The 15,221-nt window shown below is 59.9% G+C and carries 14 protein-coding genes; 8 read left to right on the top strand and 6 right to left on the bottom strand.

Translation table 11 applies throughout. The annotated features are described in order from the left end of the window. Positions 1–55: 55 nt before the first annotated feature. From BMY38_RS15035 to BMY38_RS15045, 3 genes are all read right to left on the bottom strand, one after another. Positions 56–271 carry a hypervirulence associated TUDOR domain-containing protein gene (locus tag BMY38_RS15035; protein WP_092764257.1) on the bottom strand — a complete coding sequence of 72 codons (216 nt, stop codon included), beginning with the start codon at positions 269–271 and terminating at the stop codon, positions 56–58. A 433-nt stretch (positions 272–704) separates the two neighbouring features. Then, positions 705–1,901: a PQQ-dependent sugar dehydrogenase gene (locus BMY38_RS15040; protein ID WP_175495908.1), complete on the bottom strand. Its 1,197-nt coding sequence runs from the start codon at positions 1,899–1,901 to the stop codon at positions 705–707. Positions 1,902–2,372: 471 nt separating this feature from the next. After that, entirely contained in the window at positions 2,373–3,596 is a 1,224-nt protein-coding gene (locus BMY38_RS15045; protein ID WP_092764260.1) for an acyl-CoA dehydrogenase family protein, read from the bottom strand. Positions 3,597–3,664: 68 nt separating this feature from the next. Here BMY38_RS15045 and BMY38_RS15050 point away from each other — a divergent pair, with 68 nt between their 5' ends. Then, positions 3,665–4,654, top strand: coding sequence for a phosphotransferase family protein (locus BMY38_RS15050; protein WP_245737637.1), 990 nt, complete (start codon positions 3,665–3,667; stop codon positions 4,652–4,654). A 10-nt stretch (positions 4,655–4,664) separates the two neighbouring features. On the opposite strand, the gene BMY38_RS15055 is transcribed toward BMY38_RS15050, so the two are convergent. Beyond that, positions 4,665–5,663: an ester cyclase gene (locus BMY38_RS15055; protein ID WP_092764264.1), complete on the bottom strand. Its 999-nt coding sequence runs from the start codon at positions 5,661–5,663 to the stop codon at positions 4,665–4,667. 92 nt (positions 5,664–5,755) lie between these two features. Between BMY38_RS15055 and BMY38_RS15060 the strand changes: the two genes are divergently transcribed. Next, positions 5,756–6,805: an ABC transporter ATP-binding protein gene (locus BMY38_RS15060; protein WP_092764267.1), complete on the top strand. Its 1,050-nt coding sequence runs from the start codon at positions 5,756–5,758 to the stop codon at positions 6,803–6,805. Positions 6,806–7,265: 460 nt separating this feature from the next. Here BMY38_RS15060 and BMY38_RS15065 read toward each other — a convergent pair whose 3' ends face one another. After that, positions 7,266–7,913, bottom strand: coding sequence for a TetR/AcrR family transcriptional regulator (locus BMY38_RS15065; protein WP_245737638.1), 648 nt, complete (start codon positions 7,911–7,913; stop codon positions 7,266–7,268). A gap of 20 nt (positions 7,914–7,933) precedes the next feature. Here BMY38_RS15065 and BMY38_RS15070 point away from each other — a divergent pair, with 20 nt between their 5' ends. The 6 genes from BMY38_RS15070 to BMY38_RS15095 are packed head-to-tail and all read left to right on the top strand — an operon-like array spanning position 7,934 to position 14,818. After that, positions 7,934–8,872, top strand: coding sequence for an FAD binding domain-containing protein (locus tag BMY38_RS15070; RefSeq protein ID WP_245737639.1), 939 nt, complete (start codon positions 7,934–7,936; stop codon positions 8,870–8,872). Then, the gene (locus BMY38_RS15075; RefSeq protein WP_092764272.1) at positions 8,869–9,369 is read left to right on the top strand and encodes a (2Fe-2S)-binding protein; all 501 of its coding nucleotides are present in this window, start codon (positions 8,869–8,871) and stop codon (positions 9,367–9,369) included. The genes BMY38_RS15070 and BMY38_RS15075 overlap by 4 nt, the downstream gene beginning before the upstream one ends. Next, positions 9,366–11,747, top strand: coding sequence for a xanthine dehydrogenase family protein molybdopterin-binding subunit (locus BMY38_RS15080; RefSeq protein ID WP_092764274.1), 2,382 nt, complete (start codon positions 9,366–9,368; stop codon positions 11,745–11,747). Before BMY38_RS15075 ends, BMY38_RS15080 begins: the two co-directional genes overlap by 4 nt. A 45-nt stretch (positions 11,748–11,792) precedes the next feature. After that, positions 11,793–12,845 carry a C4-dicarboxylate TRAP transporter substrate-binding protein gene (locus BMY38_RS15085; protein WP_092764276.1) on the top strand — a complete coding sequence of 351 codons (1,053 nt, stop codon included), beginning with the start codon at positions 11,793–11,795 and terminating at the stop codon, positions 12,843–12,845. Positions 12,846–12,881: 36 nt separating this feature from the next. Continuing rightward, positions 12,882–13,490: a TRAP transporter small permease subunit gene (locus BMY38_RS15090; RefSeq protein ID WP_245737640.1), complete on the top strand. Its 609-nt coding sequence runs from the start codon at positions 12,882–12,884 to the stop codon at positions 13,488–13,490. After that, the gene (locus tag BMY38_RS15095; RefSeq protein WP_092764280.1) at positions 13,487–14,818 is read left to right on the top strand and encodes a TRAP transporter large permease; all 1,332 of its coding nucleotides are present in this window, start codon (positions 13,487–13,489) and stop codon (positions 14,816–14,818) included. The genes BMY38_RS15090 and BMY38_RS15095 overlap by 4 nt, the downstream gene beginning before the upstream one ends. Before the next feature lie 77 nt (positions 14,819–14,895). On the opposite strand, the gene BMY38_RS15100 is transcribed toward BMY38_RS15095, so the two are convergent. Next, a partial coding sequence (locus tag BMY38_RS15100) for an integrase core domain-containing protein (RefSeq protein WP_139204725.1) occupies positions 14,896–15,221 on the bottom strand: 326 nt, incomplete at its 5' end.

Below are 15,221 nucleotides of genomic sequence, written 5' to 3' on the forward strand. Positions count from 1 at the left end.
GGGGCAATACCGTTGCCGGACGTTCGAGCCTTTGCCGAACGAACCCGACTGTGTTTCAGGTCTTCTCGACTTCCAATGACAGCTTCAGCACCCCGTGCCCATCGTCCTGTTCGATATAGAGCGCCGGATCATCCTCCGATCCGTTCCGCGTGACCTCCGACCCCTGCAATGTCCGGGTGATCTTCTTCTCATAGATCGTTTCGACGGTGCCGGTCCCGGTGCCATTGCCCCAGTTCCATTTCACCGTATCGCCGACAGTGTAGTTGGCCATGTCGTGCCTCCCTGCGCGCGTTGCCTACATGAAAACCGGCATCCTGCGGCCTTGGTTCCTATCCATGTCCTGCAAATTTCTAACCTGGACTTTCGATCAAAATCTTGGCGCGACGTGGCCATGAGGCATTGAGCGTGGAGACCTCAAATATCGGAACGCTCAATGCCCTTGCAGGTCGTCCAGAACGCGGTGAAGACTACCGAAGCGCCCATTTCAGCCAATGTTGCAAACGCCACGAATGGTCGGTTCCGCAAGTTTTCCGGCCTCGGCGCTGCGCGGTCTGCTGAGCTTGGGCCCGCTCTCAGGCCTTTTCCAAGATTGGAAATCAGGCCCGTGGGATCATTCTGCCGTCGTGAACTTCGTCTTTAAGCGCGGCCCATTCGAAAATCGGCCGCGCTTGTCGGTTACGGTCAGGCTGTGATCTTTTGGGCGATCACTCCGCCGGGGTCAGGCGCAGCAGTTTGCCGTCCTCGTAATCCGTCAGGATCAGGATCGCGCCATCATCTGCCTGCATAACGTCGCGCACCCGGCGGTAAAGGTTGATCTGTTCGGACCCGCTTACATTCTCCCCGTCAAAGCTGACGCGCACGAGGGCCTGTACGCTAAGGCCGCCGAGGAATGCGTTTCCCTTCCAGTCCGCAAACATGTCACCATTGTAGAACATCAGCCCCGAGGGCGACACGGCGGGCCGCCAATAGAACAGCGGGCGTTCGAACCGCTCAAGTGCGGTTTCATGGTGGGCGATCGGCTGCCGGTTGTAGTTCTCGCCATTGCTCACTTCGGGCCAACCATAGTTGCCGCTGGGCACGGGCACGTTGAGCTCGTCGCCGTAAAGGGGCCCCATCTCATGGGTGTAGAGCTCCCCTGTCTCGGGCCGGATCGCAGCGCCGAGCGGGTTGCGGTGGCCGAGCGACCAAACCGCATCCAGCGGCGATCCGGCTGTCCAATACGGGTTGTCCTCGGGGATCGAGCCATCATCGTTGATGCGCAGGATCTTGCCAAGGTTGGTTTCGTAAGACTGTGCCGGCTCGAAGCGCTGGCGGTCGCCGGAGGTAATGATGAGTGTGCCGTCGTCACGAAAGACAAGACGGCCGCCGAACTGGCCCAAGCCGACCGAGAAAGGTTCTTGCCGCCAAAGCTCCTTGCCCTCAACCAGCGTGTCTCCGTCCAGGCGTGCGCGCCAGACAACACCGCCTTTGAGCACGCGATCCTCGGTGTTGACGAAGGGCCCCAGCCGCGGGTCGTTGTCGAGCGCCGGTTCCTCGGGCTGGTCTTCGGCGGCCATCACGTAATATAGATAAACGAGGCCATTCTCGGCGAAGTCCGGGTGCAGTGCTACGTCCAGCAGGCCGCCTTGGCCCTGATATTCGATTTCCGGCAGTCCACTGATGGGATCGGACAGGCCGTCCGCCTCAGACCAGCGGCGTAGTGCGCCGACCTTTTCGGTGATCAGTAGCCCGCTCTCGGGTAACGCTTCCATGCCCCATGGGAATTCGAGCGTGGCGAGTTCCTCGATCTGGATAGGTCCCGCGCTCGACAGGACACGGTTTTCATCGCGGCCGGAATGCTGCTGTGCGGTCGCCATCGTTGAGATCAGCGCAAAGGCAAGAGTGGTGGTGGTTCGGATCATGGGACATCTCCTTTTTCCTGTACATGCGCTGGACGGACGGAATGTAAGATGGGCCTGTCTAAGTTCATTTACCGTCTGCATACACGTCGTTTTATTGTGAACTGTGCGGCAAGATTTGTGGGACCGCGTCGTGTAAAACTCGTTTCAACCGAAACATGATGGATAAGAAGCAAACAGGCCAAGGTCCGTTAAAGTTCCGGAAAGGTCGGTTCTCGGAACAAGCACACGCTCAGCGCCGCCACGAACGACCGCTTGTCCCGCATCTCACCAGTTCGCATCCGTCGGGGGCGTCCGTTCCAGGCTTCACGCATGGCCACCCGAGAAACCGCCGCCCTCATCTTCTCAGGGTCGTAAATCGAGGCAATACTCTATGCATGATCCTGGGGGTGCGGGCGCGGGGGCAGCCGGTCGCCGCCGCCGCGTTCCGTGATACGCGTATAATACGGAGGTAATACGGGAATAATACATCCGTTACCGCAAGCCGCGCGCTCGCATCTCCGCCCGTGCCACTGTCCTGAGATGCACGGCGTCCGGCCCATCGACCAGTCGAAGCGTGCGAAGATGGGCATATATGCGCGCCAGATCGGTGTCCTGGCTGACCCCCGCCGCGCCATGCATCTGGATCGCCGCATCGCAGACCTCCAGCGCCACGCGGGGTGCCATGATCTTGACCTGCGAGATCAACGGAGCGGCGGCTTTCATGTCGCCCTGATCCATCGCCCAAGCCGCCTTGAGGCAGAGTAACCGCGACGCCTCGATCCCGATCCTGGCTTCGGCGATCCGTTCGGAATTGCCACCCAAGCTATTGAGATCGCTTCCGAACGCCTGACGTGCCGCGCCACGCTCGACCATCAGTGTCAGGCATTTTTCGGCCATTCCCACAGCCCGCATGCAGTGATGGATACGTCCCGGACCCAGCCTGCCTTGGGCAATCTCGAAGCCACGTCCTTCGCCCAGCAGCATCGCATCCAGCGGCACCCGAACATCATCGTACCGGATGTGCATATGTCCGTGGGGCGCCTCGTCATCGCCAAAGACCTGCATCCCGCGCAAGACGGTGATCTCTTTTTTATCCGTCGGTACAACCACCATCGAATGCGACCTGTGCCGCGGCCCGTCTACCGCAGTGCGGCACATCACGATATGCACCGCGCACCGAGGATCCCCCGCCCCCGTCGCCCACCACTTCTCGCCGTTCAGAACCCATTCGTCGCCGTCCCGTTCGCAGCGCAGGGCAATGTTCGACGCATCCGACGATGCCACTTCCGGCTCGGTCATCAGATAGGCAGACCGAATTTCACCTGCCATAAGGCGTTCCAGCCAAAGGCTTTTCATATCTTCGGTGCCGTAGCGCGCAAAGACCTCCATGTTGCCGGTATCGGGCGCATTGCAGTTGAAGACCTCGGGTGCCAGCCAGCTTTGGCCCATCTCCTCGGCGATCCAGGCGTAGTCGACCGTGGTAATCCCCGGCCCACCCGGCAGATGTGTTTGCCACAGGTTCCAAAGCCCCTGTTCGCGCGCTTTTTCTTTCAGAGATTCAAGAATTTCCGTTTGGCGCGGTGTATGCTGCCACCGATCGCCGGTGCCCCCGGTCTCGGCATGAAACGGTGCGTCCAGCGGTGCGATGTCCTCGCGCACCATCGTCGCCACGGCATCGCGCAGCTCCCGCCCGCGCGGTGTCAGTCCAAGGTCCATGGTGTGTTCTCCTCGCCGCCACTCTTGCCAGCGGCGCTGCGGCGCGCAACCCTGCGAATATGGACGGATTGCCTCAGACCCTTGCATCCTATCTGACGGAACGCTTGCCGGGGCATCCCCGTATCACCGGCGCGCGCCGGTTCGGCACAGGTCAATCGAACCCGACATGGGCGCTATTGACGGATGCGGAACCTCTTGTTCTCCGTGCCAAACCGTCGGGCAAGCTATTGCCCAAGGCGCATATGATCGATCGTGAATTCCGGGTTATGCGCGCCCTTTCAGGCAGTGCCGTGCCAGTGCCCCGGATGATCCTGCTAGATCAGGAGGCCAACCCGATGGGCCGCGATTTTTATATTATGGAGTGTCTGGAGGGCCGTATTTTCTGGGACCCGACCTTGCCAGAGGTGCCGGAGCGGGGGGCGATCTATGATGCGATGAACGGCGTGCTTGCCGATCTGGCGCGGGTTGATCCCGCCGGGGTCGGCCTGTCGGACTTCGGTCGCGCCGATGGATATTTCGAACGCCAGACCGCACTCTGGTCCCGGCAATACGCAGCCAGCGTTGCCACGCCCGATCCTCGCATGATCGCACTGGGCGACTGGTTGGCGTCGCAGCGCGTCGAACCGGCGCAACCGGCCATCGTGCATGGCGACTTCCGCCTCGACAACATGATCTTCCACCCGTCCGAACCCCGCGTCATCGGTCTTCTGGATTGGGAGCTTTCGACGCTGGGGCACCCGACAGCCGATCTCGCCTATCAGTGCATGCAGTGGCATCTGCCACACGACGGCCCGTTGCGCGGTCTCGGTGGATGCGATCGCGCGGCGTTGGGGCTTCCGTCGGATGCGGAATACGTCGCGCGGTATTGTGACCGCCGGGGGATGGTCGGGGTTGACGACTGGTCAGCGTGGCTTGTTCTGTCCGCCTATCGGCTGGCTGCAATCCTTGCAGGGGTCGGCGCGCGGGCGGCGGCGGGAAATGCCTCGAACCCGGAACAGGGCAGGGCCTATAGCGCGCTGGTGCCCGAGTTGATCGCGCTGGGCGAAAGCTGGACCTGAGGCGCGTGCCTTACCTCAGGCTGGTGTCTGGGTTTCCGGTCAGGTGTCGCATCCGGGACATGACGTCGACGCCCATCTGGTTCATCAACCCAATTGTATCGTTGGGCAACCAGTTCTCGGCAATCTTGCCGTCGTCGTCGAGGCGGTAAAAATCCATCACCCGCATTCGCAGCTTCCGCCCGGTTGCCGCGATGCCCATGTAATCCGCGCCGGTATGCGTCAGCGCCACGTCGCCCCCGGTCACCGCAAAGGGACCATCGGACAGTCGCACGAAATGGCCTGCGCCGACACGATCGGGAAAGGCGCGCAGAAAGGGGATCTGATGATGCGCTCGAAACCCAGACAGCCCCCGACTGGCGCCGATATTGCCTGCCGCATAATACATGAAATCCTTGGCCCAAGCTTCCATCGGCATGGAATTCAGGTCGCGCCCGTCGAAGCGGTGCAATGCATCATGCATCGCCAGAACGCGGTCCAGACTGTCGGTGTCATCCGTCGGTAGCATCCGCAGACCTTGCCCCCCCTTCGGTCCAGGCCACAGACCCGCGTGCCCCAGCGGCGCGGCCATCGGCCAGCATCCGGCCTGCATCATCAGGCCCGCGATGTCCCATACCAGCCAGGATTGCCGGATGCGTCCACCCTCGATGTGATGCGCTTCGCCATAAGTCAGGGTGACGACACCATTGGTCGGCGGAATCCCGGCGAAGGGCGCGCGGAACGTGCCGACATAGGCACCGGTCGCGGCAACCATTTGCGCGGGCCGTGAGGCGGTCCAGCGCGCGTCGTCGCGGTTCGCGCCCGCCAGAAAGATGTCGTCCCGCCGTTCCAGGTCGGGCAGGGCGTGGCGCAGGTCAGACATCAGCGTGGCATAACCCGCCGCGTCTGACTGACCGAACGGCTGCGAGGCGTCCGCAGTCGCATCGTGTGCGATCACATCGGTCTGGCCCCGAGCCAGATCGTTCAGTCGTTGCATGGCCTGTAACCGGAAATCAGCATCGTCAGGTCGCATCGGCCTCTCCTTGCATACGCTTGCAAAATGCTTGCCGCAGAGGCGTGGCGGTGTCTAGGGTAAGAGGGCACTGACTGCAGATCGGGCATCGAATGGCTGAAATTCAACTGAAACGGGTGACGAAGCGCTGGGGCGATTTTGTCGGAGTTCAGGAGTTTGATCTGGAGATTGCAGATCGCGAGTTCCTCGTGCTGCTGGGGCCATCGGGGTGCGGCAAGACGACAACGATGCGGATGATCGCGGGGTTGGAGGATCCGACCTCAGGCGACATTCTGATCGACGGCAAGCGCGTCAACGACCTGGACCCGAAGGACCGTGATGTGGCGATGGTGTTCCAGTCCTACGGGCTTTATCCGAACATGAACGTCTGGGAGAATATCCGCTTCCCCCTGAAGGTCCGAAAGGTACCTGAAGCGGAACATGAGGAGCGAGTGAAGCGCGCTTCGGCCATGGTCGAACTGGACGATTTCCTGCATCGCAAACCCGCTGCCCTGTCTGGCGGTCAACGGCAGCGGGTTGCCTTGGCCCGTGCTATCGTACGGACACCCAAGGTGTTCCTGATGGATGAGCCGCTGTCCAATCTGGACGCCAAGCTGCGGGTCTCGACCCGTGCGCAGATCAAGAACCTGAGTCATGAATTGCAGGTCACCACGATCTACGTGACACACGACCAGATCGAAGCGATGACGCTGGCCGACCGCGTTGTCGTGATGAAACAGGGGATCGTGCAGCAGGTCGGGACCCCCACTGACATCTACGACAGCCCGGCGAATACCTTTGTTGCCGGGTTCATCGGCAATCCCGCGATGAACCTGATTGATGGCGAGGTGGTTGACGGAACTTTCCATGCGGGGGGTGTGGAAATCGCCGGTGTCGCGGGTGTCAATGGAAGCGTCACGCTGGGCTTCCGTGCCGAGGATGCGCGGGTTGCCGGGGATGGGCAAGGGAACATCCAGGCTCCGGTCTATTCTATGGAATTGCTTGGCGATTCTACGATGGTAACAGTCCGCGCGGGAGGGGCATTGATCGCGGTGAAGGCCGCGAAAGACTACCGAACCGAGATAAAGGCCCCGTTTGGCGCGCATGTGCCAGCTTCGATCTGTCACTTGTTCCACGCCAAATCTGGCGAACGTCTGGTTTGATACGTCGAAAGGGCGGCAGGTATCCGCTTTGTGACGGGAACAGATCAGCTTTCTGGAGATCGCCGCGGCAGCGACCAGATGGATCACACCAACGTTATTGCAGAAGTCGACCCACTGAGGAGTCGCATCGTGACTCCATGGCTCTGGACGGGCTGTATGACGGAGTCATTGTCTATTTCAAAAAATGGTGCCCCCACACGGACTCGAACCGCGGACCTGTTGATTACAAAGGGCTCACGGCCCAATACTCCACCCTACCCCGCTATACTCCAAATTGTTGTATTTGTAGCGTTATTATTGACGGCGACCGCGCCGCAACCCTACGCCTTACTCCACGGTTTCCGACCGCTTGCGACCACTAAACAAGGTCTCAGCGGTTTTTAGGGGAGTACGACCATGGCCAAACTGACCAAGCGCACGGTTGATGCGATCAAACCAAAAGCTGAATGCCTCTCTGTCCTCAGCGCTCAGAGTTTATACCGAAATACAGAAGGTACTTGTCGATTGCGCGAGCAATTTCTTCCTTAGGTTTGGCAGGTTCAGGCATACGGTAAATGTGTTGGCGTATCCCGATGTAGACGATGCCGCCATGCAGGTTCCAGACGTCTTCCATTTTTGGTGGTGTATCGGTGCGGGCAAGCGCTTTGGTTTCGGCAAGAAGTGGGCGCAGAATGACCTCTCCCAGGTGTTCAAGATAGCGGTGATTCAAGGACGCTCCGGCAAGGCCGGAAAACATGAAGATGCGCATCCATTCCCGTTCAAAGATCAGCGCGCTGTACTCGGTGTAAAAATCAATAAGACGCTGCCGTAAGGGCACGCTGCGATCTGTAAGGCGCTCTGGCCAGTCGAGTGATAGGCGGCCGATGTAGACCTTTTCGTAGACCGCTTCGATCAGGTCATCCTTGGTGGCGAAGTAGTTGAAAATCAGAGACTGCGTGACACCAAGACGACGAGCAAGTTCGCGCGTTTTTCCCTCCAGCCCAACCTCAGCGAAAAAGCGCACCGCTTCTTCGACGATCTGTTGGCGGCGCTCAGCCGGAGGAAGGCGCTTCCGTAAGGCGCTGTCTTCGCCTTCACGGTCGGGTTTTGCAGACTGTCCATCCATCATGCGCCCTCGGCGGTTTGGTAGTGGCAAAAACTTTTTCTTGCAACGACTCGCTATTAAAGATCATCTGTTCAATAGAATTGATCAAGTGCTTAATAAGACATTGGTCGAATAAAGGGGAGGACGCCATGAAGGCATCAGCGGGAGGCTATGCCCGGGCTGAGAGCGTCGGACATGCGCTCGATTTGCTGGCAGGATCGGACGGTCAGGGGCGTGTGTTGGCCGGTGGTCAAAGCTTGATCGCTGCGATGAACATGCGGCTTTCGGTTGGGGATCTGCTGGTTGATATTTCGAAAATCAGTGAATTGTCTGGCGTAATCGTCTCAGGTGGCACCCTGCGGATTGGCGCGTTGACCCGACACGCGCAGGTTGGTGCGTCGCAGGTGGTTCGCACGCATGCGCCGCTTCTGACGGACGCTGTTTCACATATTGCCCATGCGGCCATCCGCAATCGTGGCACGATGGGGGGCGCATTGGCGCATGCCGACCCAGCTGCGGAATTTCCGGCCTGCGCTTTGGCGCTGGGCGCGACCATGCATTCCGAAGGGCCCGAAGGAGCGCGCGCCATCCCAGCGGAAGATTTCTTTGAAGAGGTTTTCACCACCGCGCTGAAAGAAGATGAAATTCTCACCAGCATGACCCTGCCTGTCGCTGAAGAAGGCGAAGTTCAGATTCTCGAAGAGGTTGCGCGCCGCTCGGGCGATTACGCTTTGGTTGGGTTGTGCCTAGTCAAGCGCGCTTCAGGCCATCGGGTTTCTCTGTTCTCGGTCGGGCCGAAACCCATTCTGGCGACGGTGGCCATGGCAGCGCTTGATGCGGGTGATCTGGAAGCCGCCGTCGATGCAGTGTCATCCGAGATCGACCCACCGTCTGACACACAGGCCAGTGCCGCCTATCGCCGACATCTCGCGGGCGTCCTGCTGCGCCGCGCTGTGGCCCGCCTGAAAGGAGACACCGCATGACCGAGATGTTTCGTGACAAAATTGACGTGTCCCTGACCGTCAATGGCGAACCAGTCGAGGCGCGTGTGCCAGCCGGACAGCACATGATTGATTTTCTGCGCCTTGAGCTTGGTTTGACCGGGGCGCATGTCAGCTGTGAACACGGCGTTTGTGGTGCTTGCACGATCCGCGTCGATGGGGATGCAGTGCGCGGATGCCTGATGCTGGCCGCACAGGCGGATGGGGCTGAGGTCTGGACCGTCGAGGGATTGACTGACACGAATGCTATCAGCGACCTGCAGGATGCGTTCGTCGCGCGTAACGCTTTGCAATGCGGTTTCTGCACTCCGGGCATGCTTGTCGCGGCAGAGGAGCTGCTGTCCAAAGGCGACGTTCCAAGCCGTGCGGAAATTCGTGAACACCTGTCTGGCAATTACTGCCGCTGCACGGGGTACGAGGCGATCATCGACGCTGTCGAGAGCGTCGCGCAAGGCCGCGCTGGAAAGGGCAAAACATGACCATTCCATTCAGCAATCCCGACCGACCCAATTCTTATATCGGAAAGACAGTGCCGCGTCCGAATGCCGCCAAGCTGGTGCAAGGTCGTGGCCGCTATGTCGATGACATCGTACTGCCCCGTATGCTGCACGTGGCGTTTTCCCGTTCGCCTGTCGCACATGCGAAGATCGGTGAGATTGATCTGGACGAAGCCAAGGCTGTCAAAGGCGTGTTGCGCGTCTTCACCGGAAAGGATCTGACAGAGGTGTGCACGCCCTGGGTTGCCGTTCTGGCGCACCTTAAGGGGCTGAAATCACCGCCCGAACACGCGTTGGCCGTGGATCGAGCTTGTTGGGTTGGTGAACCGGTTGTGGCCGTAGTTGCAACGACCCGTGCTGCGGCCGAAGAAGCGGCCTCAGTGGTTATGGTCGATTACGAAGACCTGCCTGTTGTCACCGAGACTATGACCGCGCTGGACAAAGATACACCGGTCATTCATCCTGAATTGGGTGACAACCTCGCCTTTCGCCGCTTGCACGAAGAAGGCGATGTCGACGCCGCGTTCGAGAGCGCGCATAAGGTGGTATCGGCCAGCTTCCGCACCGCGCGGCACACAGGCGTCACGCTTGAGCCGCGTTCGATCCTTGTTGATTGGAACCCGGCGGAAGGGCAGATGACTGCTTATCACGCGACGCAAGCGCCGCACATGATGCAAACCGTCTTGGCCAAGCATCTCGACATTCCGGAAAGCCGTGTGCGTGTCATCTGCGGCGATGTTGGCGGATCTTATGGTATTAAGGTCCATGTCTACCCGGATGAGGTGGCGACCGCCGCCATCGCCAAGGTGATGGGACGTCCGGTCAAGTTCATCGCGGACCGTCTGGAAAGCTACACCACCGACATTCATGCCCGCGACCACGAAATTGAGGCCAGGATTGCGGTGGACGCGGATGGCAAGATCCTCGCGATGGATGTGGATGACTGGACTGGGATCGGACCGTATTCAGTCTACCCGCGCACCTCGGCGATTGAGGGAAATCAGGTCGTCAACCTGTGCGGCGGGCCATACGACTTTGCCAACTACCGGGCGCAGACCACGGTTGTATTCCAGAACAAGACGCCGACCTGCCAGTACCGCGCCGTGGGCCACCCCATCGCCGTCGCAATTACCGAAGGTTTGGTCGACATGGCGGCGGCGGCGATTGGTATGGACCCGGTCGAAATCCGGCGACGCAATATGTATGCTGACGACGCCTATCCGGTGACGTCCCCGGCCAAGATGAAGTTCGAAGGCCTCTCGCATCATGCATCGATGGACAAGCTGATCGAGATGATGGACTACGACTCCCTTCGCGCCGATCAAGCCGAAGCCCGCAAGCAGGGTAAGTACCGCGGCATTGGCATTGCGTCTTTCATCGAACTGACCAACCCTTCACCTTTCATGTACGGCATTGGTGGTGCGCGTATCTCGGCGCAGGATGGCTGCACGGTGCGCATGGACCCGGATGGGTCGGTCGTGGCGCTGTCAGGTGTGACCGAACAGGGGCAGGGCACCGAGGCGATGCTGAGCCAGGTTGTGGCCGAAGGCGTTGGCGTGAAGCCGTCCAACGTGCGGGTGATCACGGGCGACACGCAGGTCACGCCATATGGCGGCGGCACATGGGCTTCGCGCGGCGCGGGCATTGGCGGCGAAGCTGCGTTGCAGGCGGCACGTGCGCTTAGGGACTCTATCCTTGAGGTGGCTGCGGCAATGTTGCAGGCCGAGGCTTCCAAGCTAGATATTCGCGATGGGCAGGTCGTCGATGCCGATACTGGAGAAGAGCGTATGCCGCTCGAAGAATTGGGGCGCATCGTCTATTTCCGGGGCGATACGCTGCCCAAGGATTTGCCGCGCGAGCTTGTGCAGACCCGTCACTTTATCACGATGGAGTATCCCTTCGCCTTCACCAACGGTGTGCAAGCCTCTTACCTTGAGGTCGATACGGACACCGGCGTTGTGACCTTGCTCAAGCACTGGTGCGTCGAAGACTGTGGTCGCGTGATCAACCCGCAACTGGTCGACGAACAGATCCGGGGAGGGATCGTACAGGGCCTTGGCGGCGCGCTCTACGAGGAAATTCACTACGACGAGGACGGTCAGCTGCTGAATGGCTCAATGGCAGATTACCTTGTGCCGATGGCGGCCGAGATGCCTGATATGCAGGTCGCTCACGTGGAAACACCCACCAAGGAAAGCGAACTGGGTGCCAAAGGCGCCGGCGAGGCCGGCACCGCCGGGGCACCCGCCGCCGTGATGAATGCCATCAACGATGCTTTACGCCCGCTGGGCGCGCAGGTGACCGAAATGCCCTTTACGCCGGAACGCATTTTGCGGGCGCTGGGTAAAATTGACGACTGAACCAAAAGGGCGCCGGGGAGTGCGCCCACCAAAGGGAGGACAACCATGAAACTCACAGCACTTACCGCGATCGGTGCGATGCTGATCGGCAGCACGGCGATTGCGCAGCAAAGCCTGACGGTCAACATCGGCTCATCGCATCCAGAGGCCAATATCTGGGTCTACGCGATGAAAAATACCTTTCAGCCCGAGGTGAACCGCATCCTTGCCGAGAACGGCAACGAATATCAGGTCAACTGGGTCGAGAACTATGCCGGAACGCTCTACAAGTTCACCGACACCCGCGAGGCGGTGATGGACGGGATCGTCGATATCGGCATGGTCGGCACGGTCTGGGAAGGCGCGAACATGCCGCTCCAGAACGTGACCTATTTCACGCCCTTCGCGACCGAAGATCACCGCATGATCATCGAGATCTTCGACGACCTGTCCGAGAACCTGCCGGAGCTGAAGAACAGCTGGGCCGAGAACGGCATGGTGCACCTGTCGTCGCTGATCACCGACAGCTACGACATCTACGCTACCTTCCCGGTCAAGACGATGGCCGATCTTCAGAACCGCAAGCTGAACGCGCCGGGCACCTCGGCCAACTGGCTGCGCGAAACCGGCGCAACGCCGGTCGACGGAGCGCTTACGACCTATTACACCAATATCCAGACCGGCGTGACCGAGGGCACCCTGTCGTTCGCGTCGGGCATCCTGCCGACCCGTGTCTATGAGGTTGCACCCGAACTGACCCGCGTCGGCATCGGGTCAATGTATTTCGGCGGGATCGCTGCGAACAAGGATTTCTTCGACGGTCTTCCCGAGCCGGTCCGGACGGCGATGCGCGAGGCGGCGAAGGCGACGTCGATCGCGCATGGCGATTACGTCGCCGAGCTGGCGGCACGCGCGATGGACGAGATGCAGGCGGCGGGCCTGACCGTCAGTCAACTGCCCGATGAGGAGAAGGCCAAATGGGTGAACGGTCTGCCCAACATCATCGAACCTTGGCTGGAACAGACGGGCGAGGCGGGCAAGACCGTGCTCAAGGCCTATTTCGCCGCTCTGCGCGAACGTGGCGCGACGCCGCTTCGGAACTGGGACGAAGGTCTCTAAGATCGTAATGTGAACAGAACGCCCGCCCGGACCCATTTGGACCGGGCGGGCGTAACCTTGCCAGCAGGACGCCCGGCCATGAGCACAGAAGATACACCTGAGCTGCAAGAGGACCGATTTGTCCCGTCCTTTTACGAGGCCCCCTATGGCGCCGTTCTCGGTTCGGTTGCCGCAGCCATGTCGGCGGTCGGCACGGCCAGCATCGGCGCTTTGATGCTGTTGATCGTGGCAGATGTGATCGGGCGGAACTTTCTGGATGCCCCCATCACCGGGGTATCTGAGATTGCCGCCCGAGCCGTTGTTGCCATTGTCTTTCTGCAGGTCCCCGCTGCAATCCTGCAATTGCGACTGACGCGCGCCGATTTTCTGGTCCGCCGTATGCAAAAATTCAGCCCCAGGCTGGTGGCGTTGCTTGAGTCGCTGTTCTGTCTTGCCGGTGCAATTGTTTTTGCTCTGATCCTCTGGGCGTCATGGCCCAAATTTTTGAGCGCGTGGCAAACCGCAGAGTTCTTTGGCGTGCAAGGCGTCTGGACCATTCCGACATGGCCGTTTCGCGGCATCACAATTTTGGGCTGCATCGTGGCGGCGCTGGCCGCCCTCTACAGGGCGCGCGTAGAAATCCGCAGCATCGGGAGCACTGCATGACCACCCTGACTATCGGTTTCATCCTGATCGCTCTGCTGATCGGCCTTGTGCTCTTGGGGATGCAGATCGCCTACGCTCTGTTTGGCGTGGCGTTCCTTGGTATCTGGATCATCCGCGGCAATATCGACTTGTCCTTTCGGATGCTCGAGCTGACCGCGTATTCGGGGATTGCGGATTACCTCTTCGCCACCATTCCACTGTTTGTCCTGATGGGGCTTCTGGTCAGCGTGTCCAATGTCGGGCGCGATACGTTCGAAGTGGCCGAAGAGTTATTGCGTCGTATGATCTGCGGCCTTGGCGTCGCGACCGTGGCCGCGAATACCATCTTTGCCGCTGTCACCGGCGTGTCCATTGCTTCAGCTGCCGTCTTTACACGCGTTGCGGTGCCAGAAATGACGCGCCACGGCTATCGCCCGGCCTTTTCCGCCGGCACAGTCGCAGGGTCTTCGGTGCTGGGGATGCTGATCCCGCCCTCGCTTTTGCTGATCATCTATGGGGTGCTGGCCGAGGTTTCGATCGGCGGCATGTTCATTGCGGGTATCATTCCCGGGCTGATGCTGGCGCTAGGGTTTGTGGTCATGTTGATCGGGATCACCATCGCGTTTCCCGATTTCGTGCTGAACGATCCCGACGCGGTGCGCGAGCGGCGTTTGGATCGCGATTTCACCCCCATGCCGTTCAAGGTGCTTATCCTTAAGCTGGTGCCCATCTTCATGCTTGTCGTCCTTGTGCTGGGGGGCCTCTACACCGGGTTCTTCACTCCGACCGAGGCGGGCGGCATCGGGGCATTCGGGGCTCTGATTGTTGCACTGTCCCGCCGCAGCCTTGATCGGCACAAGCTTTGGCAAGTGATGAAACAGACCGGGGTGATTTCGGTCTCGATCCTGTTGCTGCTGATCGCGGCATCTTTCTATTCAAGGATGCTGGCGATTGCCGGGCTACCCAATGCAATCGCGGGCCTGGTGACCGACTCGGGGTTTGGTCCGCTGGGGTTCATGTTCTTCTACGCAATGATCATCTTGCTGATGGGGATGATCCTTGACAGTACATCGATCCTTTTGATCATGGTGCCCATCGCAGCCCCGATTGCACAGGGACTCGGTATCGACCTCATGCATTTCGGAATTGTGACTGTTCTCGCTGTAGAGATTGGCCTTCTGACGCCCCCCTTCGGAATATCGGTGTTTACGGTGCACAACACGCTGAATGATCCCAACGTGTCGGTCGAACAAATATTTGGCGCGACACTGCCCTTCATCGCCGTCATGTTGGGGGTGCTTGTGATCGTGGCGCTAGTTCCCTCGACCGTAACCTTGTTCCTCTATTGAAGAGACTATTGATGCGATGACGGACAAGCCGCAGAGTGCGTTCGGTAAGCTTTGCATTTTGGTTATGACTGGGTGTGCTAGGTGTTTAGTCCCGTCATCTGGTGGATCGGATCGACGATGAAGCGGTCTGGCTCTGAAGTCCAGATTTTGCAGATGTATTCGTAGGGTGTGAGCCCGCTGAGAGTCTTGAGACGACGGGCGAAGTTGTAAGCGTCCAGGAAGTCCGCGATATGGCCGCGGAGCTGATCGTGGCTGTCGTAGTGGTATCGCTTCACGGTCGCATCCTTGATCGTGCGGTTCATCCGCTCAACTTGGCCGTTGGTCCACGGGTGGTTCGGTTTGGTGAGCCGGTGCTCGATCCCGTTGGCCTCGCAGATCATGTCGAAGCGCATCTGCCGGGAGT

Source organism: Jannaschia helgolandensis (assembly GCF_900109285.1).
Lineage (GTDB): Bacteria > Pseudomonadota > Alphaproteobacteria > Rhodobacterales > Rhodobacteraceae > Jannaschia > Jannaschia helgolandensis.